The 23,055-nt window shown below is 32.4% G+C and carries 20 protein-coding genes; 1 reads left to right on the top strand and 19 read right to left on the bottom strand.

Annotation, left to right across the window (positions count from 1 at the left end):
* Position 1: 1 nt before the first annotated feature.
* From LPC20_RS03285 to LPC20_RS03260, 6 genes are all read right to left on the bottom strand, one after another.
* Complete coding sequence (locus tag LPC20_RS03285) at positions 2 to 1,117, bottom strand: PQQ-dependent sugar dehydrogenase (RefSeq protein WP_229326472.1); 1,116 nt, start codon at positions 1,115 to 1,117, stop codon at positions 2 to 4.
* A 144-nt stretch (positions 1,118 to 1,261) separates the two neighbouring features.
* The gene (locus LPC20_RS03280) at positions 1,262 to 1,654 is read right to left on the bottom strand and encodes a putative quinol monooxygenase (protein ID WP_229326470.1); all 393 of its coding nucleotides are present in this window, start codon (positions 1,652 to 1,654) and stop codon (positions 1,262 to 1,264) included.
* 167 nt (positions 1,655 to 1,821) lie between these two features.
* On the bottom strand, positions 1,822 to 2,100 hold the full coding sequence (locus LPC20_RS03275) for a hypothetical protein (protein WP_229326468.1): 279 nt from the start codon (positions 2,098 to 2,100) through the stop codon (positions 1,822 to 1,824).
* A gap of 13 nt (positions 2,101 to 2,113) precedes the next feature.
* Positions 2,114 to 2,323 (bottom strand): helix-turn-helix domain-containing protein, encoded by a 210-nt coding sequence (locus tag LPC20_RS03270; protein WP_229326466.1) that lies wholly within the window; start codon positions 2,321 to 2,323, stop codon positions 2,114 to 2,116.
* Positions 2,324 to 2,326: 3 nt separating this feature from the next.
* The gene (locus LPC20_RS03265) at positions 2,327 to 2,815 is read right to left on the bottom strand and encodes a DUF2975 domain-containing protein (RefSeq protein WP_229326464.1); all 489 of its coding nucleotides are present in this window, start codon (positions 2,813 to 2,815) and stop codon (positions 2,327 to 2,329) included.
* A gap of 256 nt (positions 2,816 to 3,071) precedes the next feature.
* On the bottom strand, positions 3,072 to 3,887 hold the full coding sequence (locus LPC20_RS03260) for an SDR family oxidoreductase (RefSeq protein WP_229326463.1): 816 nt from the start codon (positions 3,885 to 3,887) through the stop codon (positions 3,072 to 3,074).
* Positions 3,888 to 3,995: 108 nt separating this feature from the next.
* Between LPC20_RS03260 and LPC20_RS03255 the strand changes: the two genes are divergently transcribed.
* Positions 3,996 to 4,358: a MerR family transcriptional regulator gene (locus tag LPC20_RS03255; protein WP_229326461.1), complete on the top strand. Its 363-nt coding sequence runs from the start codon at positions 3,996 to 3,998 to the stop codon at positions 4,356 to 4,358.
* Between the two features lie 126 nt (positions 4,359 to 4,484).
* Here the strand turns inward: LPC20_RS03255 and LPC20_RS03250 are convergent, their stop codons facing one another.
* The 13 genes from LPC20_RS03250 to LPC20_RS03190 form a co-directional block, all read right to left on the bottom strand.
* Positions 4,485 to 4,967: a cupin domain-containing protein gene (locus LPC20_RS03250; protein WP_229326459.1), complete on the bottom strand. Its 483-nt coding sequence runs from the start codon at positions 4,965 to 4,967 to the stop codon at positions 4,485 to 4,487.
* A gap of 254 nt (positions 4,968 to 5,221) precedes the next feature.
* A complete protein-coding gene (locus LPC20_RS03245) occupies positions 5,222 to 5,443 on the bottom strand; it encodes a hypothetical protein (protein ID WP_229326457.1) in 222 nt (73 codons plus the stop codon).
* 3 nt (positions 5,444 to 5,446) lie between these two features.
* Complete coding sequence (locus LPC20_RS03240; RefSeq protein WP_229326455.1) at positions 5,447 to 5,683, bottom strand: DUF2188 domain-containing protein; 237 nt, start codon at positions 5,681 to 5,683, stop codon at positions 5,447 to 5,449.
* 7 nt (positions 5,684 to 5,690) lie between these two features.
* Entirely contained in the window at positions 5,691 to 6,035 is a 345-nt protein-coding gene (locus tag LPC20_RS03235; protein ID WP_229326452.1) for a hypothetical protein, read from the bottom strand.
* Positions 6,035 to 6,868: a type II toxin-antitoxin system antitoxin SocA domain-containing protein gene (locus tag LPC20_RS03230; protein ID WP_229326450.1), complete on the bottom strand. Its 834-nt coding sequence runs from the start codon at positions 6,866 to 6,868 to the stop codon at positions 6,035 to 6,037. The genes LPC20_RS03235 and LPC20_RS03230 overlap by 1 nt, the downstream gene beginning before the upstream one ends.
* 337 nt (positions 6,869 to 7,205) lie before the next feature.
* Positions 7,206 to 8,126 carry a carbohydrate kinase family protein gene (locus tag LPC20_RS03225; protein ID WP_229326448.1) on the bottom strand — a complete coding sequence of 307 codons (921 nt, stop codon included), beginning with the start codon at positions 8,124 to 8,126 and terminating at the stop codon, positions 7,206 to 7,208.
* A 231-nt stretch (positions 8,127 to 8,357) separates the two neighbouring features.
* On the bottom strand, positions 8,358 to 9,866 hold the full coding sequence (locus LPC20_RS03220) for a DUF4960 domain-containing protein (protein ID WP_229326446.1): 1,509 nt from the start codon (positions 9,864 to 9,866) through the stop codon (positions 8,358 to 8,360).
* A 53-nt stretch (positions 9,867 to 9,919) separates the two neighbouring features.
* Complete coding sequence (locus tag LPC20_RS03215; protein ID WP_229326444.1) at positions 9,920 to 11,563, bottom strand: GH32 C-terminal domain-containing protein; 1,644 nt, start codon at positions 11,561 to 11,563, stop codon at positions 9,920 to 9,922.
* A 102-nt stretch (positions 11,564 to 11,665) separates the two neighbouring features.
* Positions 11,666 to 13,408 carry a RagB/SusD family nutrient uptake outer membrane protein gene (locus LPC20_RS03210; protein WP_229326442.1) on the bottom strand — a complete coding sequence of 581 codons (1,743 nt, stop codon included), beginning with the start codon at positions 13,406 to 13,408 and terminating at the stop codon, positions 11,666 to 11,668.
* Between the two features lie 11 nt (positions 13,409 to 13,419).
* The gene (locus tag LPC20_RS03205) at positions 13,420 to 16,566 is read right to left on the bottom strand and encodes a SusC/RagA family TonB-linked outer membrane protein (RefSeq protein ID WP_229326441.1); all 3,147 of its coding nucleotides are present in this window, start codon (positions 16,564 to 16,566) and stop codon (positions 13,420 to 13,422) included.
* Positions 16,563 to 18,164: a glycoside hydrolase family 32 protein gene (locus LPC20_RS03200; protein ID WP_229326439.1), complete on the bottom strand. Its 1,602-nt coding sequence runs from the start codon at positions 18,162 to 18,164 to the stop codon at positions 16,563 to 16,565. The genes LPC20_RS03205 and LPC20_RS03200 overlap by 4 nt, the downstream gene beginning before the upstream one ends.
* A 3-nt stretch (positions 18,165 to 18,167) precedes the next feature.
* Positions 18,168 to 19,484 (bottom strand): sugar porter family MFS transporter, encoded by a 1,317-nt coding sequence (locus LPC20_RS03195; protein ID WP_229326437.1) that lies wholly within the window; start codon positions 19,482 to 19,484, stop codon positions 18,168 to 18,170.
* 677 nt (positions 19,485 to 20,161) lie between these two features.
* Positions 20,162 to 22,927 (bottom strand): hybrid sensor histidine kinase/response regulator transcription factor, encoded by a 2,766-nt coding sequence (locus tag LPC20_RS03190; protein ID WP_229326435.1) that lies wholly within the window; start codon positions 22,925 to 22,927, stop codon positions 20,162 to 20,164.
* Positions 22,928 to 23,055: the final 128 nt, after the last annotated feature.

Raw genomic sequence — 23,055 nt, 5'->3', positions numbered from 1 at the left:
CCTAATTAGGGATTATTTTAAGAATACCTTTCCCTTCAACAGCGATGTAGATAAATCCATCAGGGCCTTGAGCAATGTTTCGTATACGACCAATATCAGTAGCGATTTTTTGACGTCCAATAATTTCATTTCCTTTCAATTTTAACCATTCCAAGTATTGAAATTTTAGTGAGCCAATGAGCAAATGTCCTTTCCATTCTGGATAACGATCACTTGTTACAAAAGTTATTCCGCTAGGAGCTATTGAAGGAACCCAATAATAAACAGGGTTTTCAATACCTGGTTTTTCTGTTTGAGTGCTGATAATAGTTTCATCATAATCAATCCCAAACGTAACCAATGGCCATCCGTAATTAGCCGCTTTTTTTATGATGTTGATTTCATCTCCTCCTTTTGGTCCGTGTTCATGTTCCCAAATCTCTCCAGTTGTAGGATGAAGTGCCAGTCCTTGAGGATTTCTATGACCATACGAATAAATGGCTTCTTTGGCATCCTTTTGCCCTACAAAAGGATTGTCTTTAGGAATGCTTCCATCGTCATGCAATCGGTATATTTTTCCATTATCACGAGTGATGTCTTGTGGGTTTACAAAATGATTCCCTCTATCTCCAGCTGAAAAATAGAGAAACCCCTCTTTATCAAAAATAATTCGAGAGCCAAAGTGCTGTCCTTTAGTCGTATTTGGGCCTGCTTTGTATAAGGTTTCAATTTGTGTTAAGGCTCCATTTTGCAATTTGGCGCGAATAAGTTGGGTGTTTCCACCTTCACCTTCTCCTTCAGAAGAAGCATATGTTATATAAATCCATTCATTTTGGGCATAATTGGGATGTAAAGCAATATCAAGTAACCCTCCCTGTCCTCTATTGTATACTTTTGGAACGTTTTTAATTTCCGTTTTTACCCCGTTTTCAATTTGGTATAAAATACCGCTTTTTTCGGTAACTAACATTGCTCCTCCAGGAAGCCAAGCCATTCCCCAAGGTATTGAAATGCCTGAAGCTACTGTTTCTAAAGTATAGTTTTTTACCTCCTCTTGAATTGGAGGAAGGTTGTTTTTTACTTGTGCTATGGAACTAGCGAATAGGAAAAAAAGTAGTAGGGGTGTCAATTTATTCATACTTTCAGTTTAGTAATGTTTGTTTTTGTGAATTATTCCTATCGAAGATACTAAAAAGGTTGAATAAAATGGTTTCATAAATACTAAAAACAAAAAAACCTTAGATTGCTGTAAAGGCTTTTTGAAAAATTTATAATGCATCAATTAATACTCTTCTTTTTGTAATCTTGCAACTAATTTGGTATCTATTAGCTCTAAAGACAAAACCATGTCCTTAACCGTTTCTTTGTATTTTTTAAAATGAGGGGTTGCAATATGTGATTGATAGGCTTCAAGGCTCGCATACACTTCAAAAATTGTTATGGAGCTCGCGTCTTTTTTATCAGCGACAACCGTATACGATAACACCCCTGGCTCCAATTGTATGGCAGTATTCATTTGCTCATTTAAAGCAACTTGGTAAAGGTCTAGTTGCTTCGCATCGACTTTGATTTTGGCTATTCGATACATCGCCGGGTTTTCTTGTGCGTATGTTGAGAAACACATGTTGTTCAATAAACTCAAAAATAGGATAGTAAGTAGAATTCGCTTCATCATAAAAAAGGTTAGACTACAAAAGTAACCTCTTTTTTTAGATTTCGAAGTGTTCTTTGCTCCGCCAAAGAGCAAAAAATGCAACTTTAACACAATGGTTTAGTAATTGAAAATCAACAAATTAAATATTTAGCTTTGAATAAAATAACAAGAAGGTCAATTAATTGTAACTAATTTCCTGCAAAAGGAGTTCCAAAAATTCCAACCGCTAATTCCGCCCATACTAATAAAAATATTAGTAAAATTGACCCAATCAAAAGAATTCGATAATGCATCGAATTAGTCCTTTTGATGATTTGCTTGATTCCAAAACTTACCAACAAAATAAGCATACCCATAACAATGAAGTCAAAAAAACTCCAATTGACTTCATTGGATACCAATGTTCCTACTAATGGGAAAAGCAACAATAATAAGGGAGAGTAAACACTCCATTTTTTATTCATCATAATTTCTAATTTTTTATACCTGTTTTTTATATTCTAATAGATCTGATGGCTGACAATCTAAAACTTCACACAATGTGGCTAATGTTGAAAAACGGATTGCTTTTGCTTTACCCGTCTTTAAAATGGAAAGATTGGACAAAGATATTCCTACTCTCTCTGATAATTCATTCAATGACATTTTCCTTTGTGCCATTACCACGTCAAGATTTACAATAATTTCCATCAATTATATGGTTAATTCGTTTTCGGATTTATATCCAATGGCATTAATTAGAAGTTTCTGTAAAATATAGGTAAAAACAGCAACAGAAAATGGCCCCATAATTAAAATGATATTAATTAGTACGACTCCTGGGGCATCATCTTGCTGGGCAACATTGAAAATAAATGGTGAACCCATCAAATACATTAAACTGATTAGAAACGAACACACTTTTATAATTCGTAAAGAATTAACGGATGAATCGGTTAATGATAAATTGGCATCAATATTATTCAATAAGTTATACGCTTGATAAAAAACATATAGAAAGGGAATGGTTGAAATAAGAACACCAATTAATATTGGTTGATAATCCCCTAAAGAATCCGATTGGGTAATTTGATACAGCAGGAATCCGCAGAAAGTTAGGACTGCTAAACTTAAAACTAAAAGAATTAACTTTAAAAATAAGGTGGAACTTCTTTCGAGCACTTTTACATTTGGAGTAGCCATTATTGTTTCGTGTTAAATTTAATGACAAAAGTAATAAATTTATTGAAAAACAACAAATATTGTACGAATAACAATTGATACTGACTTAAGTATATTTTATTTAAATACAAAAAGGGTTACACCATTCAGGGATAACCCTTTTACTTTGCTATTTGATCCTTTTTTTGTCAGAAGATGCAACTTGAATGCGATAATTTAGCAATTGAAAATCAGTAAATTAAATATTAAACTTCGTGTAAAATTGAATGATGCTTACTTATAAATTGTAACTTTTTCTAACCATCAAAAAGTACAACTTATCCGAAAGCCATTTTCTAAGTACTAATAACATTGGGCCGGGTTTACCAACAGCGTATCGCATTTGATTACTATTGTCTGTTGCCGACTTGTAAATCATCTTGGCGACAACTTCAGGGCCTTCAGCGTCTTTCATCACTTTCGCCGCCGCATCATTAAATTTTGCAATAAAAGTATCGTACTCATTGGTGTAATCCGGCTTAATGAATTGACGACTTCTTCCATAAAAATCGGTTACAATTGGTCCCGGTTCTATCAATTTCAATTTGATGTTGAATTGTGCTAATTCATAATGCAACGACTCTGTAAAACCTTCCATGGCAAATTTAGTGGCGTGATAAATACTGTATAATGGAAACGTAATTTTACCACCCATACTTGAAATTTGAATAATTGTTCCGCCACCCGAAGGGCGCATCGCTTTTATTGCCTCTCTGGTCACTCGCATTAGTCCAAAAACATTAGTATCGAATTGCTTTTCAATAACCGCATCAGTCATCGCTTCAAAAGCTCCATCTACGCCATAACCAGCATTGTTTACAACAACATCAATAGTCCCAAATTCTTCTTTAACTTTCTGAAATACTTTAGTGATACTATCGAGATTTGTTACATCTAAAGGAAAAAGTTTGACATTATTAAAGGTCTTAAAATCAGATTCCTTTTCAGGATTTCGTTGGGTAGCAATTACATTCCATCCCTTTTTTGCAAATTCAATAACGGTTGATTTACCAATCCCGCTTGAGGTTCCTGTAATTAAAATTGTATTTTTCATATAATTGTATTTTTAATTTTGAACAAACGTAGTGGTATAAATTGAAACCCACAACCTTAGAGCGTAGTCTATAGTTGTTATTTTTTTATAATTTTTTATCTTTGCTTTATGTTAATCAATGAAATAGCTAAAATTACTGGGATTTCTGCCCATACCATTCGCTTCTATGAGAAGTCTGGACTAATTGAAGGCAAACGCGATGAATCAATTACCTCTAACAATTATTTTCACTATGATGAGGAAACAATTGAAAAATTAGAATTCATTAGCGATGCTAAATCTGTTGGGTTCACGATAAGAGAAATAGGACAACTCATCGATGCTTGGTACAATAATCGATTCAGTAAAGAAGAAAAATTAAGTATTCTCGATGAAAAATTACTTTCCCTTGAACAAAAGATGAAAGAGATTAAAGAAATGAAAAAGCAAATAGATGCGTTCAAAAAAGATGTCCTAAACGATAAGTGTTAATTCCAAAATAAAAAAGCCCTTACATTGCTGTAAAGGCTTTTTGCTTTTTGCTCCCCTTGTTGACAGAAGCTGCAGCTATAATGCGATGATTGAGTATGTAACTGTAAGGAAATTGAAGGGTTGAACTTATTTCTTTTCAGCACTTAATTTTTTCGCAACGCTATCATAATATTCTTGAGTTAATGGTTCAGTCCATACAGTCGGTTTTGACCCATCATATAAAGCTAAATAAGTAATCAGGTTTTCCTTACTGGCTGTGTGCCAGTGCTCGGTGTCTTTACCACATCTTATAACATCTCCTTTTTTTATAATAATGGCATCTTTTCCTCTTTCTTGATAATAACCTTCCCCATCTACAACTATAAGCACTTGTGGTGTTGAATGTTTATGCCAATCAAGGGTGGAATTTTTTCTAAAAGTTGCTTTAGTAATATTGAAATTCAATTCGGCATCACCTTGAAGCACGTTATTTAACCACGCTTCACCAATGTAATGCGTATTTGGTGCTTTTGGTCCCTCAAGCAAATATGAAGATACCGTATAATCAGACTTTTGTGTAAACCCTAAAAATGGAATTAACAGGAAAAAAAGCAGAGTTGATTTTTTCATTTTAATGTTAGTTTGAAACAAATATAACGTAATAAAAAGTAAAAGATACAACATTTCTATTGCTTGCAGTAAAAGAAAAAGCCATCAGAAATGATGGCTTTTTGCTTTTTGCTCCCCTTATTGACAGAAGCTGCAGCCAAAACTCTCTTTATGAATACATAACTATAAGGAAATTAATGTATTAAGCTTCCTTCAAAATTATATAAAGTCAAAAACAAGAATTATTATATTTACAGAGATTTTGAAGACTAAACTTATTTACCAAGTTTTTTCAATGCTTTTTCAAGGTCTTTAAAAGATTTGTTAACATCCTCTATTGCCTTTTTACTTGTTCCGTTACTATCCTTTAATTGAATTTCTTGTCCACAAATACAATTAACCATAATTTCCTCTGCAACTTGTTTAAGATTTACTGAGATTAAATGTTTACAGTCTGGACATTCAATTTTTACAGATTCGTTACTAATATCAATCATATTTTAGTGTTTTTTGTCTTTTGGAGGATTCGGGTCGTTACCAAAACTATTTTTATTTTGAATTTTACCGTTCTTACCAAGTACTGTTAATTCAGATTTTTGATTCTTAGCGATACTTGTGCCTTTTTTTTCTGCTTCAGCTTTAGTTACCGTTTTTACGGTTAACTTATTATTTCCTTCGCCTTTGACACCCCAACCCTCTTTAGTTGGAACAACGTATTGATTTTTCCCTTTTGCCATTACTACATTATTTAAAGTTGTTTAAAATTCTTTCTTTGTCTTCAATCTCCTTAGTATTCTTATGATACAACTCGATAAAAACAATTTTATTTTCTTCAGGGAAATGGGCATAAATTAATCTTAAACCAGAATTCACTCCTCTTCCTTTCATTGATTTACATGCTATTTTTTTAACCTTTATAATACATGTTTTCAACCCCAAATCATCAATCCTAAAACTGAATGGCGGTCTCTCATCAGGAGATACTTCTAGCACACGCTTTACTACGCCCAAGTCATCATTCAGCGTTCGGTATTTTTTTGTAAGGGTTTTTAAATCCTTTTTAAACTCTGCTAATTCTTCAAAGGTCATTATTCTTCATTTTCTTCTCCGTAGTTTCTCACAGAGAAAGGTGTGTCTCTATAAAACGCTAGTTCATAATTAATTTCTTCTCCATCTTTAGATGCTAACCAAGGCATATCTTTATGAGAGTAATTACTAATTGCAGATGCAGACCAATCACTCATTTGTTCAATTACTCGATCAATTATTTCTTTTTCACTTGCTTTCAATTCCGTTAAATCTGCTTTCTCTAAAGGAAGATAACGAGTTTGTGGATATCCATGATATTCTGTTTTTACCCTTTGTAACTGCTCTTTATCAATCATTTGATTTATAATTGTATCCAATTTTTGAGGGACGGGTCCAAATGGTAATTTACGATATTTTGCTCCGGTTAAGTGCTCTTCATACAACTCATAATAATTGAAATCAGAAAAGTATAAAAGTTTATAGAGTACTGTCTCTCCAACATTCGGCTTTCCTGCACACCTTTCAAGGATATATAACAATACATTTTTAAATTTATTTACTTGAAGAGTTGGCACGGATATACGTTCGTTATCTTCTTTTGATTTTGATTCTATTTTCCCCTCAACATCTTGAGTTACATTAAAGTCTTTAGACATAAATTCATCTAATGAAAATTCTAATTTCAAAGATAATTTTTGCAATTCAAGTATGTCTACGCCTCTATTACCTAATTCAATTTGAGCTAATGATGACCTTGAAATCTTGACACTTTTAGCCAAATCCTCTTGAGATAATCCTTTCATTTTACGAAGCTCTGTAACTCTTTGTCCGATTTGCTTCTTTGACAATTTTGTGTTCATTTCAGTTTGGTTTTTCATAATTCTGATGCGCAAAGATAATAAAAAGTTGGAAATTAAAACATTTTTATGTTTAAAAACAAAACATTTTGTTTTAGATTGAATATTTTGATAGTTATCACAGAAAATTGAGAAGATAATTGTAAAGCAAACTAGGAATTTTTAGATTTACTATACAATCCCAAAAACTATCTAAACTTATTACTACTGTTATTGAAAGCAAATAAAACGATATTCAAATAAAAAAGGTCCCAAGAAATAAATCTTGAAACCCTTATCATTGTTGCTCCCCTTATTGACAGAAGCTGTAAATTTTATTCTGTTAAAAATTACTTAACTCTAATAAAATCAATTTATTAAATTTATAATTGCTCTATTGCACACTATTTTTAAACTCTTTCAACATCATGAATTTTTTAATTTCTTTTTCTGAAATTTCAGGATTAGCCCCTTCTTTTGAAGCAACAAGTGCCCCTATTGCACATGCAAAATTCAACGCTTTTTGTGGAGAATCTCCACGCAAAATTTTTGTTACTAAAGAAGCTAAAAACGAATCCCCAGCCCCTACTGTATCTGCAACTTTTATAAAATACCCACTGTTATAATAAAACTTGTCATTATAAAACAAAACAGCCCCAAACGCACCTTTCGTTACACATATTTGACTAGTTCCCATTTGGGAAGCTATAAAACGGATATTCTGTTCAAATGAATGAAATGGTGAGTTTAGCATTTGAGATATTTCAAGCAACTCCTCATCATTTAGTTTAATAAAATCAGAGGCTTTCATTAATTCTATTAAATTTTCTTTGGTGTAGTAAGGTTGTCTCAAATTAACATCAAAAACTGAGTAATTTGAATGATGAATAATAGTAAATAAGGTATTTCTCGAAACCTCATCTCTGCAAATTAAACTGCCAAAAATAAGCACATCTGTGTTTGAAACTAAAGAAAGTAAATCTTCATCTTGTTCAATTTTATCCCAAGCTGAAGGGTAGGCAATGTCATAGGAAGCATTCCCTTTTTCATTAATCATTACATGAACCACTCCTGTCCTATAATCTTTTGATTTTTGGATGTAATTTGTATCAATTTCTTTAGATTGCAAATAATCAATTATCTCTTGACCCTCTTGATCTAAACCAATTTTACTGATTATTTTTGATTGTACTCCTAACGATTTCATTCGTATTGCTACATTGAGTGGAGCCCCACCAATTTTTTTATGAGTTGGAAATAAATCAAATAAAACCTCGCCATAACTAACCGCACTAAGTGCATATTTTTTTTCCATTTTTAACAAAAATTAAAAATTAAGGGTAAACCGAAGTCTACCCCTAACCTAATTCAAAACAAACCTATTTATTAAACATTTAAAACTCAAAATAATACTCCTAAATAAACCCACTTCTTTATATAGATATAAAAATTATATTGGGTTATAGGTTTTCTAATTATAAATAATAATTTACAAAAAATTTATAACGGCAGTTCTAAATGAATTATACTGCCGTTAAATAAGTTACTAGTTTGCAAGACCTAAATCAGCTAAATGACTTAAAATATTTTTAGTAATAATCTTCATATTATTGCCATTAGGCACACCACCTAGTTCCCAGTCCCAAGTACCACCTATGGCGCAAACTACAGTTCCAGAATTTCCTTTTGGAGCCCATTCTACTCCCCAAACTTCATTTCCACCACAATTACCCCAAAGTATATTACCTCCAACCATAGATTCAAATTTAGATCTTGTTTGCTCTAATGTCCCTGTTTTCCATGGGCCAAAATCCATATTATATTGAGCCACTCTGTTTTTCTTTTTTGTACCAGCTGCTAACGTTTCAAAATTTGTACCTGCACAACTACTTGTACTAGTACTTACTCCTGAAAAATATGGGCTTGAAGTACTTGCCGTCCAAGTACCTGTCCATGCGTCTGCTGTTGCCCAAGACTCATATCCGGTTCCTCCCCAAGCTTGATTAGGGATTCCATTAGCATCAACTACTCCAATATCATCCAAAATAAAAACCGCAAAATTACCCACAAGTATATTACCACCCGCTTGATAATACGTCTTAACTTTGTTGATTAACTTATCTGCTAAGTCTGAACATGGAGGACCATCTGCAGGGCCTTCGCCAATAATACAGTTGGCACCATTTTTAGGGAATTGGGCAACTCTATCTCCCCACCAGCCGCCATCGAACTGTATCCAAATTGCATCATAAATACTTAAATCTACTTCACCATTAGCTACGTCTGTAAATGAATGATAATAAACCTGTGTTAAATCATTTGCCAAACTTGGAAACCATTGTGCAGCTGTTTCGTCATCATCAAGTGTAAAATCACTGCCGTTTACATTATTCCAAGCCTGTGGAGTATTCTCAGCTGCAGCGCCTAAAAATGCAATTTTTCTAATCTTAAAACTTACTAAAAAGTCTAATTTTCTTGAAGGAGAGATAACATCCGTACTATTGAAAACATTAATTTTAAGAGCATAATTCCCCGCGCTTACATTTAATACCTTGTGTGAAGTTGCTGTGCCAGGAAGTGTTACTAGACTTCCATTAATTAATAACTCAATCTTTTTAAGACCTGACTGAGCCAAATCCCATGTTAAAACCAAATCTTTTCCTTCCTGAACAGCCTTAAAATTTTTAACTGCTTCAGGTCCCTCTCTACGCAAATACACTGTTTCGCCTAAAGATAAATTACCATCTACATCTTTAGTTTTTACAGTAAAAAAATAATCTTTATTTACATCAATTATACCGTAACTCCAAGTGGCAACAGCTTCTTCTACTGTACTAGTCCCATTTGAGTGAAGTATTACTATACTTTTAACATTGGCTGGATTAGTCCAAGTCAGAACTGCATCGTCGCCTTTTAATTCAACCTTCAATCCACTCACTTTTTGTGCAATTGTTGGTGTTATTGAGGCTAATTCTAAATTGTCACACGATGATACTATCGATAACAAGAAATAGAATGTAAAAAACATCGATATTCTTTTAATAATTTGATTCATAGTTTTTCTTATTTAGTTGTTAATTTATTTTTTATATATACTTAGTAAATAGTCTAAGGCTTAGTCACTGTTATTGTTTTAAAAACAACAGAACTATTATCTGCAAATACACCCCAAGATGTATTTGGTGCTTTGTAAACTCTTGATGTTAGGGCAACTTGATTATTAACATAGATTACCACTATGGAATTTTCAATAACCACTTTAACATCATAATCTATATTTGGCTCTAATTGGAAAGAAGTTTCATTGTATGAAGTTGTTGTACTAGACAAGGTTGATCTTGTTGTTTTATCTAATCTTATCTTATTTTCTCCAGGTACAAAACGCAAACTTATCACGTTGTTACTTTGGTCACAAGCTCCAAGAAAAAAGCCAAAATCCCTATTAGAATTGGAAAAGGATACTGTAGTTGATATCAAATACCTCGGCGCATCAATTGGTTCATAAAAAATAGCGGAAACATTGTTAGATGATGTACTAGTTAGCTTATACGACTCTTTATTTGCGTCTACTTTTTCAAAACCACCAACCTTCCTGTTTATTTCTAAAGGAAGATTAGTTGAAATACCATTCCTAATAGCATCAGGTATACTCAAATTCAAATCTGTATTTGATTTTTGTGACAATTTATGAACTACTAGATTGCCTCCCCAAGTTTTTACACCAGAATCCAAATTGTTTTCGGTTTTTGGAGTCCAACCCATTATGAATGCATCTTTTCCGTTGCTTACAGCTTTTGCTGCATAAAAATCTTTCCCATCTAAAAATTCAGAACCGTTGGGTTGTACCCATGGACCGGTAGCTGAGCTACTTTTTCTATATACAACTCTTCGTGAATCAATATCAGAATAGAGTAAATAATACGTACTACCCATTTTGAAAACTTGAGCTGTTTCCATAAAAAAGTAATTCCTTGTACCACCATCGTAAAAAATACCGTCGTATTTCCAAGACATTAAATCTTTGGATGTATAGTAGACTAATACCCCTTTAAAAACACCTCCAACTCTAGCTCTAGCACTGATTAGCATGAAGTAGGTCCCAGAATCTTCAAAAACATAAGGATCTCGAAAATTATCTTGTTCATCAAACTGAAGGCCTTTAGGCGCATAAATGGTTGTAAACGATTTGTTTTTTGTAAATCCCGCTTCAGGATTAGTTGAAGTTGCCAGCATTATACCTTCTTTAGTAGTAACACAACTTGATGGGAAATTAGGATTATGCCCCGTGTAAAAACCATAGTAAACTTTGTCTTTTACAAAAATCGAACCTGAACCGATTGCAAAGTCTTGATCGCATCTTTGCGAACTAGAACTCAATATTTCTTGATTTATCTCATTATAGGATGAAAAATCAACTGTTGATAGCGCATACCATGGATGTCTTTGGTTTGAATTATCGTCCCAAATATCCTTTAAATAATATAAGTAAAACTTATTAGAAGCAACATCATAAATAGGCATTAAATCACCTATGCGCTTATCATTTGATCCCATTTTATAAATAGAATAATCTGATTGTTCTGCTTGCTGCGTGCACTTCAAATTTTTAATTGTTGGCTCGGTTGGATTAGGTTTAACTGGGTTTTCAGTGGTCTCTTTAAGATCATCATTTGATGTGCAACTGCTTGACCCAATAAAGAGGTGCAACAGAAGTACAGTTATAAAGAATTTTATTTTATTTTTTGATTGCATAATTTCTTTAATGATGATTGGATTTTTGTAATAACCAGAAGAAACTAGTTGTATAAAATTTCTTCTGGGATTACTAAAAACTCAAAAAAATATTATTTTCAATTAATACCCTGGATTTTGTTTATATAAACCTCCAGTTACGTCAATTTCTCTTTGTGGAATTGGATAGTATTCATCTCTTCCAGCTGTAAAACGTGCATTAGATAAAAAGCTTCTTTTAGTTTTCTCAACTTCAATATATCCATTTAAAACCTCAGCAGCATCACCCCATCTCACTAAATCAAAGAATCTAAACCCTTCCATAGCAAACTCTAATCGACGTTCAAACTTTAAAGCTTTAAGAGCTTCATCTTTAGAAAGTGTTAATGGATAAGTTTTAATATTATAAACGTCAGAAGCTCCAGCATTAATTGGTCTATTTTTACTATTATTTGCTCGAGTTCTTATTTGATTTATAATTGAAACTCCTTGAGAGATTTGGTTTAATTGAATTAAAGCTTCCGCTTTCCAAAGTAGTACATCTGCATATCTAATAAAATCGATGTTTTTTGATGTTCCAACGAACGGCCCCTCTTTTACATAACAAGAACAGTCTGGCGCTTGTTGTTCTTTCATGTTACCGAAATACCCATAAACACCTGGATCTCTTGCCCATGAAAAATTGTATATCATATCATTTGGGTTGTTAATTCTATTTCGATATTTAAAAGGTCTTCCAGGAATTCCAACAGTATGATCAATTCTTGGGTCTAATGTCACGCCAGAGGCTAATGGTGCTTTACCGCTTCCATCTATTTCGTTAAAAATATCCACCTGATTAAAATTATCCAATAGTGGCAAACCATTTGCATTTGTTTTAAAGGCATTTACCATATTTTGACTTGCTAAGTGAAAACCGCAACATCCGTATAATCCTGTACCATGAGGTGAATTTAGCCCAGTAACAAAACTTACTCTACTAACCAAAGTTCCGTCATTTTTAGAAAATTGAGCTGCCCAAATTGACTCTGGTCCGTTATCATGCCCAAATAAAAAATTATTTCCAAAATCAGGTTCTAAGCCCCCAATTACTTGATCAGCATACGAAATAACTTCTTGTAATCTTGTAGGATTAATATTCACCACTTTATGTGTGTCATTTTGCTCATAAGCTTGATACAATCTTAACTTAGACAAGTAGGCTGCTGCTGCGCTCTTATCTGCTCTTCCAACTTCAGCTTGTGTTTGTGGCAAAGTATTGAAAGCAAATAAGAAATCCTCTGCAATCTTATTCCACAACTCTTCATTAGTCATGTCGTTGGATGCTTTTGCCTTTTCATCGGCTGACATAGTTTCAACTATATAAGGCACTTTTTTAAACAACAACTTTAACATAAAATGACTGTGAGCTCTCAAAAAACGTAGTTCTGCTTGTCTGATTTTTTTATTTGGAAAAGTAGTTTCAGAAGTTTCGTTAATCAATTCTAAAGCAAAATTAGCACGGCTAATCGCTTTATAATAGTTCACCCATGTTTTTGGCGTCATCCAATCTCCATAATCCGGTATAGTTAGATTATACATTTCGTAACGGTGAATTACATCTACATCACCAATTCCTCCTCCACCTTTGTAGGCATCGTCTGCCCTTACACTTCCATACACCCATTGATGTGTAATTGGGCCTACCATTTCATCATTAGCTATACCTGCGTAAGCTGCTATAACTAACCCTTCTAAATTCTCGGCTGTACTAACATCATCTTTTGATAATAATCCTTCTGGTTTATAATCTAAAAGTTCTGAGCTACAAGATGATAGAAAAATCATCGCTAACAGCCCAATTAAAAATAATTTATTGTTTCTCATGATTTATTTTTTTAAAAGTTTAAGTTAAATCCTAAAGAAAGGACCGTTGGAACTGGTATTCTATTTACATCTGTTCGTTCTGGATCTGGACCGATATAATCTTTGTGTGCTATCCAAAGTAAATTTTCTCCTTGTAAATAAAATCTAGCACTTGAAATATTACCAATTCTAGCAATAAAATCTTTTGGTAAAGAATATCCAATTTGTAAATTTCTTAATTTGAAATAAGAATTTTTTCTAAATGTATAATCTGAAGTTCTTGTATCATTAAAAGCTAAAGTTGCAGCGGGAACATTTGTATTTTTATTATCTGGAGTCCACGCATTTAAGAGCCCAACACCTCCATTTTCTCTACCGGACACAAAATTGTTAAAGAAAACATACGGATCTTGACCTATACGACTTGCAACACCTGATCCAAATAAAGATACGTCGAAATTCTTGTACGCTAAGTTAATTGTAACTCCATACTCAAATTTAGGTAGTGTTGTGCCTAACCAATCTCTATCGTCTACGTTTATAACACCGTCGCCGTTAATGTCAACATATTTAATACTTCCTGGTCTAGCCAAACTTTGGGTTGGACTATTATTTACATCTTCTTGACTTTGAAAAAGACCGTCAGATCTATATCCAAAAATGGAGAATAAAGAACGTCCAAGAATTGAATTTTCAACGGTACCTCCAAAATCTGTTTCTCCTCCTTTATTAAGCTTCGTTATTTTATCTGTAAAATGAGATACATTGGTTGAAATCCCTAATTTAAAACCGTTATCAAAAGTTTTGTCATAAGCTAATGCTAATTCCCAACCACGTCCTTCTGTATCAGCAATATTTAATACAGTATTTGCACCTTCACCTTGCGTTGCAATTGTTCTAGGAGCACGTAAAATATCTGTAGTTTTTTTGGTGTAATAATCAAATGAACCCGTAATGTTATTTTTAAATAAAGAGAAATCAACACCATAATTGTATTCTGCTGTTTCTTCCCACTTTAAATCTTTATTCTCTGATTGAATTCTTACAAATCCTGAAGGCAATGTTCCTGTATTATTTCCATTAATATCATATGCTGTTCCTACATTATAATAGATATTAAAAAAGTCTGGTGAAAATACATTTTGATTAGGTCCATATCTTGTTTCGAATAAACCAAAACGAGCACCATCACCAATTTCTTGATTACCTACTATCCCATAACCAGCTCTTAATTTCAAACTAGAAACGATATCGTTTTTCTTAAAAAAGTCCTCATTGCTTATTCTCCAACCAACAGTTGTTGCAGGAAAAATACCAAATCGAGTATTCTCACCAAATCGAGAAGAACCATCACGGCGTAAAGTAAATGATGCCAAATATCTGTCTGAATAAGCATAATTAATTTTTCCAAATTGTGAAAGAGTTGTATTTGCAGTTGAGATACCTCTGGATGTTCTAGCTCCAGTAGCTGCATTTAAAACAAAAAAGTCTTCCGTCTCAAAAGGGAAATCATCCGCTTGCGCTACAAATGTGTCAAAGTCATTTCTAATATACTCGTAACCTAATAAGGTTGTAATTTTATGGTTTTTCCCTATTTCTAAATCATAGTTTAAAGTATTAGAAAATACAACACTTGAAAACTTATTAGTATCAATAATTAAACGATTATTACCTCTAACAATAAAACCATTGTTTACTTTACGTTCAATATCTTTTCTTTTAAAATCGCTAAAATCTAAACCTGCATTTGTTCTAAACTTTAAACCTTTTAAAATATCAATTTCTGCGAAGACATTACCAAAAAAACTGTTTTTGTCAGCATTATCCCATCGATTTAAGTATTGCATTAACAATGGATTATTTCTATCGGAATAACCCGCTCCAATAGGACCAGCAAATTCACCCTTACTATCATAAACTGGAATTGTTGGAGCTAAAGTAATTGCTAAACCTGTAGTTGGAGCACTACCAACATCTGGAGAAACTAAAGTTTCATTAGAAGTAAAAAACTGTGTATTAACGCCAACTCTAACTTTGTCGTTAAATAACTTTGTACTACCGTTTATTTTTGCGGAATACCTGTCATAATTGGTATGTTTTAACATTCCTGTATTCTTTAAATAGCCGAAATTCATCATTAAGGATGATTTTTCAGAATTTGCAGAAATAGTTACCTCATTATTATAAACGAAACCTTTTTCATACATGACGTCTTGCCAATCAGTATCTCCAACTGGTACATTTTCATCCCCACCAACAAATGGCTTTGGTGTTATGCTGTTTAACACAGGATTTTTGAAATTTCCGTTCCAATCAAAATTGTAAATTGAACCATAACCCGAATTTGGATCTACTCCATCGTTTATTGACGCTTGATATAAAACTTGCCCTCTTTGAAGTGAGTTCATCATTTCGTAACGTTGCTTTTTCTCAGATTGAATGGATGTATTTGAGTTAAAGCTTACCGTAACACGCTCTTTCTTACCTCCACTTTTAGTAGAGACTACAATAACACCATTACCTGCTCTAGATCCATAAAGAGATGATGCTGATGCATCTTTTAACACTTGAATTGACTCTATTGATTCAGGATTCAAACTCGCAAAAACTTCTGACCTTTTGGTTGGAACTCCATCAATCACATAAAGAGGGCTGTTGTCTCCTAGAGTACTAATTCCACGAATTAAAATGTTACTAGCCGCACCTGTTGGATCTCCTGTTTTTTCAACAAAAAGTCCTGGAACACGTCCTTGTAAAGCCTGCATCGCATTTCCAGAACTCATACCCTGTCCTTGAATTGCTCCAATATCTACAACACTAATAGCCCCAGTTACATCTACTTTACGTTGTTTAGAATATCCAGTTAACACAACTTCATTTAGTTGCGCCATATCGCTTTCTAATTGAACATTAATTGTAGTTTGACTATTTACTGAAATTTTAAATGTTTTATAGCCAATATAGCTAATCATTAATGTAGCGTCTTTTGATACGCCATTTAAAACGTATTTTCCGTCAAAATCTGTCGTGGTACCTTGCTTTGTACCAGATACAATAACTGAAGCTCCAGGCAATGGTACTCCGTCCTCTTTTGAGGTAACAGTACCTTTTATCTGTGCTTGTGCCAACATACTACAAAGAGCAAATACTGGCAGAAATAAAAGTTTTTTTAATTTCATTTTAATTTAGTTTGGTTAATATTTAGTTGGTGAAGTTCTAGGTTGTCAAGAATAATTTCTTTTGATTTTGGCTCAATAATTAATTCGCTGAATGGCGATCTAGGGAAAAATATTTCTGTCATTACTGTTTCTCCATTATCAAAAAACAATTCTATCGAGGTTTTGTCAAGAATAATTTTCCCCTCCAAATTTGGGTTTAAAGAGGTTCTTTTAGCAAAAGAAACACGATTTGCAAAATTTTCTGAATAATCTATTTTGCCCGATTTTCTTCTGTCAATAAAAAAATTATTATTGGTATTATCATACCCAAAAATCAAAGTGTCGCCTTGTTTGTTAGAAAGTTTGAAGTTGAAACCACTATTTTTTAAATCTGAAATTTTAAAATTGATTTCTGTACTTGATAAATCGATTGCTTTGGAATCAATTATCTTTTCAGTTCTTTTTATAGCAATGGCATCTTTTTTATATTTAACACTTCTATAATTAGATAATTCTTTGACTGGTTGAGACACTAATTTGTAACTATTTTCTATTTTTCGGAGCTCAACAGATCGAGCCACTGTCATTGCGCTTCTCCATTTGAACGTTGGTACTTTTTGCGAATAATCCCAATTTGACATCCATCCCATAAATAATTTACGCCCATTGGTATCAGGAATATTAGCCCAGGTTACTCCAGCATAATTATCCCTTCCATAATCAATCCAAATTGACTTATGCTCAGAATTACTTAAGTCTTTCTCAAACGATGGATCTAACTTAAAATGAGTCCCGTCAAAATCTCCCACAAAATATTGTGTGGCACTGCCTCCATTGGGTCCGCCTGGATTAATACTTACAAATAAAACCCACTTAATTTCATCTGTTCCTTGAACTGCCATTGGAAATAAATCAGGACATTCCCAAACACCTCCGTGAGCGCCAATTCCATCTCCAAAATCAGATTCTAAATTCCATTCTTTTAAATTCGAAGAACTGTAAAACATAATTTTTTGGCCTGCCGCCAAAACCATCAACCATTGGTTATGTATTGGATCCCAAACTATTTTGGGATCTCTAAAATCTTTTATACCAGGATTTTTAATAACCGGATTTTCAGAATATTTAATAAACGTTTTACCTTCATCTAAAGAATAAGCTATGGCTTGCGATTGATAATTACTTTTGCCTGCTTTTTCCTCTTTCATATCATGATAAGTAAACATAGCAACTATGGGTTCAATGCCGTTTTTAGAAAACCCTGAACTATTATTTACGTCTACGACAGAACTTCCAGAAAATATATATCCCTTTTCATCAGGATATAGTGCTATTGGCATCTCTTTCCAACTGATCATATCAGTACTTATCGCATGTCCCCAATGCATCGGTCCCCAAGTGTTTCCATCTGGATAATGCTGAAAATACAAGTGATAATATCCATCTTTGAAAAACATCCCATTAGGGTCGTTCATCCAACCTTTTTTAGGTGTGAAATGAAAATTTGGCCTATATAATTCCTCTTCCATGGTATTTTTTTTATCAAATAGCTGCTGCCCTTTTACAGTCAAAGAAAACATCAGGGATCCTATTAGAATAATATTTATTTTATTTATCATTATCTATCTTTTTGTTAATTGTTCACTTAGCTCCTCTAAAGAAATTCCTTTGGTTTCAGGCATTAAGACAAAAACAAAAAGAAGTTGAAAAACCATCATAATTGCAAAAAATAAAAAAACTATTCCTGGTCCTATTGTAGCAAACAAAAAAGGAATCATTGAAGGAATAATTGCGGCCAATATCCAATGAGTAGTGCTTCCAAATGCCTGCCCAGATGCTCTTAAATGATTCGGGAAAATCTCAGAAATGAAGACCCAAATAACTGCACCTTGTCCAACTGCATGTGAAGCAATAAAAAAGAATAAAAAGAGAGGAACTGCTAACCCTTGCCAATGGAAGAAAAATGCAATTGCAACTAAACTGAGAGAAATAATGTATCCTATAGATCCGATATACATTAAAACTTTTCGCCCTAATCTATCTATCAAGAAAACACCAATTAAAGTAAAAACTAGATTAACCGCTCCAATACCAATACTGCTTAATAGAGCTGTACTTTCACCCAAACCAGCTTCTTGAAAAATTCTAGGCGAATAATATAAAAAAGCATTAATTCCAGAAAGCTGATTAAAAAAAGCAATCAAAAATGCCAAAAGTAAAGGGGTGCGGTATTTTTTAGAAAAGATAGTATCATTTGTTATAGCCGAAGTATTGTCCTGTTCTATCTCTCTTTTTATAGCTTCAAAATCAGCCAACTGTCCCATTGAGTCCAAAACCTTTTTCGCTTCCTCATTTTTGGATTTGGACAATAACCATCTTGGACTTTTTGGAATGTTAAAAATAAAAAGGGTGTAAATTAAAGAAGGAATTGCTTGTACTCCCATCATCCATCTCCATGAATTTTCCCCTGCATTCCTTAATAAGTAATTTGAAAGAAAAGCAATAAGAATTCCTAAAACGATATTAAACTGGTAAAAAGCAACTAATTTACCTCGGTCTTTTGCAGGGGCTATTTCGGAAATATAAGCAGGAGCAGCTATTGTTGAAGCGCCAACTCCAAGTCCGCCTAAAAAACGAAAAATAGCAAAAACTATTGGGTCATTGGCTAAAGCAGATCCAATAGCTGAAAAGAAGAATAGTACTCCAATCCATATTAAAGTATTTTTTCTCCCTATTTTATTAGCTGGTATTCCTCCAAATATAGCTCCAAATACAGTACCCCATAAAGCCATTCCCATAACAACTGTTCCATGGAAAGCATCGGATGAATTCCAAAGTTCTTGTAACTTTTTATCGGCTCCTGAAATAACTACTGTATCAAAACCAAAAAGAAATCCTGCTAAGGAGGCAATCAAAGACCAAACAACAATTTTGTTCATTATTAAAATATTAAAGTTCGAATGCTAAAATATTTGTAAAATGAATGTTAGTTATTTGTATATGTATCAATTACATATAATTTGAATAAAATTTATATAAAGCGCTATATTTCAGAACATTATGCTGATAAATTACAATAACTATTTCGTTGTAGTTACAATGATGTTACACAAGTTATACTGATGTTACATCAGATAATACTAGAAAAAGAATTTTTACGGCTCAAATTTTATGATATATCTTTTTCAACACTGGTAACGGAAAAAATGTTTTTTCGTTGAGGAATTATTGTTAATAGTATAAATTGGATTTGAGGAGGTCAATTAGTACAATATAGTTAGCATTGCGTGTGGTATGGATTCTTTTAAAACAACACGATTAGGTTAATATAAAAATTGACATTAAACAGCGGGTCAAGTAGGTTATATTTCAAAACGGATATCTTAATTACTTAAACTATTGAATCTAGTTCATTAATTACAAACTTGTGTTTTGAATTAAAATATGTATTGTTAAAAACAAAATTTTATAGATATACCAGTTTTCTTATAGAAGCGTTTTGACTGTAAAATAAATGGGATAGAGTAAAAACCTACTCAATGGAAATTATTAATCCTAATTTAAAGAATATTAGTACGCTCTAAATCACACAATCTCTATAGCCAATACTAGGTAATTAAAGTGTTGGGTCAAGATACAAGGTTTTAAACTCTTTTGGGGACATTCCAAACTTATTTTTAAATGAAGAAGAAAAATAATTAGGAGTTGTAAAACCAACAGCGTAGGCAATTTCTGAAATTGAAAGATTTGACTTTTTAAGCAACTCTTTTGATTCGTGTAATCGTAAATTATTGATATGATCACTAATGCTGATTCCCATTATAGCTTTAACTTTTCTGTATAGTTGTACACGAGATATGGCTAAATCACTTGCTAACTCCTCAACCGTGTAAGACGAATTTTCTATGTTTTTTCCAATTAAATCGTTTAATTTTTTCAAAAAATCTTGTTCAGAAATCCCAAAACTACCTTCCTGAAAATTGACAATATTATTGGAATAATAGTACCTTAGTTTTTCTCTGTTGAAAAGTAATCCTTTTATTGACTGTGCAAGAACTTTTAGATTAAAAGGTTTAGTCAGAAATATATCTGAGCCACTTTCCAATGCCTTTAGATAAGAATTTTGATCGTCTGAAGCAGTCAATATTATAATAGGAATATGTGATGTTCTTAAATCTTTCTTAAGTATTTCACATATTTGCAAACCACTCATTTCTGGCAAATTCAAATCACATATAATAATGTCTGGAATTAACTCTAATGCTTTATCAATCGCATCGGTCCCATCCGACAAGAAAAAAGTATAGTCCGTTGAAAATTTAGCCGAAACAAAATCTAAAAGATCTTTGTTGTCTTCAATATATAAAATAGAATATTTATCTTCAACGTTCTTAAACTCTGATTTTTGAATTACCTCTAAATCCAGATAATCCGAATGATGAACGTAATCTAAAACTGGGTCTTTTATAATTTCTTTTTCATTGAGATGTGCCGAGCCTAAGGGTAATGTAATTATAAATTCAGCACCGTTTTTTGAATGAATCTCGATACTCCCTTTATGTAGTTCAACGAAACTTTTTGATAAATGAAGTCCTATTCCAGATCCATTCCTGTTGCTATTAGACCCCTGATAGAAAGCATTAAAAACCTCGCCTAATTCATGATCTGGTATTCCAATTCCAGAATCCTTAAAATAAATTATAACGGCATTTTTACTTTTATCTTCTTTAATAGTAATAGAAATTTTTCCTTTTTCAGGAGTAAATTTAAAAGCATTAGATAACAGGTTAAAATAAACTTTATCCATTAAATTACGATCCAAATACACTTCTAAATCAGGATTTGTTGTTGTTAAAGAAAAATCAATATTCTTTTTCTTTGCCTCCCTATCAAAATCAGAAATAATACTCTTTGAAAAATCTAATATATTCGTTTTGGATGCTCTTAAAGTAAATTTCTGATCCTCCATTTTTCTGTAATCTAATAACTGATTAATAAGACGCAATAATCTTCGCGAATTATTGTACATCAAATTAATTTCCTTAGTTACAGAAATTCCTTTATTTTTAAATTCCGTTTCTAAAGATTCTACTGAACTTAAAATTAGTGTTAGTGGTGTTTTAAATTCATGAGACAAACCAGTGAAAAAATTTAATCTTGCTTCATTACTCAATTTTAATTCTTCCGAATAACTTTTAATTTGATTACGTTGGTTTTTAATTTTTAAGTTTTTTGTTTCTAATTCTTGTTTTTTACGACTAATTATGATTCTAGAGTAGACACTAAATAATGCGAGACCCAAAACAATTAAAAATAAAAAAAATAAAAGTTTCAAAAGATTATTTTGAGTTGAGTACTTTATCTCTTGATTTTTAATAATATTTTGTTGCTGCTCTATATTCGATTGCTGAACAGTTATTTTATCAAACTGACTACTCATCATATCGGCATTCAGTGAGTCAATCATCGTTGTATTAAGCTTATTGTTTTTTGGAACAATTTCTTTATTTATAATTTTTAATGCTACCTTAATAGCTTCACTTCCACCGGTTGGATATAATACGGTTCCAGATAAAACGCCATCTTTCACTAATTGTAAACCTCCGTTTGGACCATTAAGGCCGTCAACTCCAATAAATTTGATTCGATTATTTGGAAATCTTTTTTTAGTTATTTCCCATGCTTTGTATGCTATTATGTCATTAAAAGAAAAAACATAATCAATGTTAGGATTACTAGTTAACAATTTTAAATATTTACTGTTTGGGGAGTTAAAATCGTCATAATCAACACTAGATGATTTTATATTCGGATATTGGTCAATTATTTTTTTAAATCCAAGACTCCTTTCTGTACCAGGTGAAGTAATTGATTCTCCTCTAATCTCAATGATGTTTGCTTTACCTTTAGATAATGATACTATTTGCTTTCCAGCTATTTTACCAACCTCTATATTGTCGGCCCCTATAAATGCAGTGTAATTAGATGTTTTTACCTTCCTGTCTACTATAATTACCGGAATACCAAGTGTATTAGCTTTTTCTAAAACTGGGACTATTGAGTCAGACTCATATGGCGCAACAATAATAACATCAACATTTTGCTCAATCATATTTTCGATATCACGAATCTGATTTTTAGCTCTACGGTTTGCATTATAAATTGTTAATGAAACTCCTGGATGAAGTGAAGCTTCTACCTCCATAGCATGATCCATCGATTTCCTCCAAATATCATTATCAATACTTTGAGAGAATCCAATTTTAATCTTCGGACTTTTATCTGAATAATTTTCACATGAAACTAATACAATCGTTAGAATGAAAACTATTACTAAATACTGATTTTTTTTCATTTTTTGTGAATATGCAATAAATTCCATTTTTAATTTCAAATATATAATTTAAAAATAACTAGCTGATATTAAATCGATTTAAAAAATATTTTATAACTATAAATTTGAATTGTGTTTGAAATTTTATTTTTTCCCTATTTGAATATATTTAATGT

Source organism: Flavobacterium ammonificans (assembly GCF_020886115.1).
Taxonomy (GTDB): domain Bacteria; phylum Bacteroidota; class Bacteroidia; order Flavobacteriales; family Flavobacteriaceae; genus Flavobacterium; species Flavobacterium ammonificans.
The sequence above is the reverse complement of the archived record's forward strand: the minus strand, read 5'-3'. Positions and strand labels throughout refer to the sequence as shown.

Excerpts from the sequence above, each read along its gene's own strand:
- LPC20_RS03280 (WP_229326470.1), bottom strand. The coding sequence starts at position 1,654 with ATGATGAAGCGAATTCTACTTACTATCCTATTTTTGAGTTTATTGAAC.
- LPC20_RS03285 (WP_229326472.1), bottom strand. The coding sequence starts at position 1,117 with ATGAATAAATTGACACCCCTACTACTTTTTTTCCTATTCGCTAGTTCC.
- LPC20_RS03240 (WP_229326455.1), bottom strand. The coding sequence starts at position 5,683 with ATGGCAAAAGGGAAAAATCAATACGTTGTTCCAACTAAAGAGGGTTGG.
- LPC20_RS03275 (WP_229326468.1), bottom strand. The coding sequence starts at position 2,100 with ATGATGAATAAAAAATGGAGTGTTTACTCTCCCTTATTATTGTTGCTT.
- LPC20_RS03195 (WP_229326437.1), bottom strand. The coding sequence starts at position 19,484 with ATGAACAAAATTGTTGTTTGGTCTTTGATTGCCTCCTTAGCAGGATTT.
- LPC20_RS03225 (WP_229326448.1), bottom strand. The coding sequence starts at position 8,126 with ATGGAAAAAAAATATGCACTTAGTGCGGTTAGTTATGGCGAGGTTTTA.
- LPC20_RS03205 (WP_229326441.1), bottom strand. The coding sequence starts at position 16,566 with ATGAAATTAAAAAAACTTTTATTTCTGCCAGTATTTGCTCTTTGTAGT.
- LPC20_RS03215 (WP_229326444.1), bottom strand. The coding sequence starts at position 11,563 with ATGCAATCAAAAAATAAAATAAAATTCTTTATAACTGTACTTCTGTTG.
- LPC20_RS03190 (WP_229326435.1), bottom strand. The coding sequence starts at position 22,927 with ATGGAATTTATTGCATATTCACAAAAAATGAAAAAAAATCAGTATTTA.
- LPC20_RS03250 (WP_229326459.1), bottom strand. The coding sequence starts at position 4,967 with ATGAAAAAATCAACTCTGCTTTTTTTCCTGTTAATTCCATTTTTAGGG.
- LPC20_RS03235 (WP_229326452.1), bottom strand. The coding sequence starts at position 6,035 with ATGACCTTTGAAGAATTAGCAGAGTTTAAAAAGGATTTAAAAACCCTT.
- LPC20_RS03265 (WP_229326464.1), bottom strand. The coding sequence starts at position 2,815 with ATGGCTACTCCAAATGTAAAAGTGCTCGAAAGAAGTTCCACCTTATTT.
- LPC20_RS03210 (WP_229326442.1), bottom strand. The coding sequence starts at position 13,408 with ATGAGAAACAATAAATTATTTTTAATTGGGCTGTTAGCGATGATTTTT.
- LPC20_RS03260 (WP_229326463.1), bottom strand. The coding sequence starts at position 3,887 with ATGAAAAATACAATTTTAATTACAGGAACCTCAAGCGGGATTGGTAAA.
- LPC20_RS03270 (WP_229326466.1), bottom strand. The coding sequence starts at position 2,323 with ATGGAAATTATTGTAAATCTTGACGTGGTAATGGCACAAAGGAAAATG.
- LPC20_RS03255 (WP_229326461.1), top strand. The coding sequence starts at position 3,996 with ATGTTAATCAATGAAATAGCTAAAATTACTGGGATTTCTGCCCATACC.
- LPC20_RS03220 (WP_229326446.1), bottom strand. The coding sequence starts at position 9,866 with ATGAATCAAATTATTAAAAGAATATCGATGTTTTTTACATTCTATTTC.
- LPC20_RS03200 (WP_229326439.1), bottom strand. The coding sequence starts at position 18,164 with ATGATAAATAAAATAAATATTATTCTAATAGGATCCCTGATGTTTTCT.
- LPC20_RS03245 (WP_229326457.1), bottom strand. The coding sequence starts at position 5,443 with ATGATTGATATTAGTAACGAATCTGTAAAAATTGAATGTCCAGACTGT.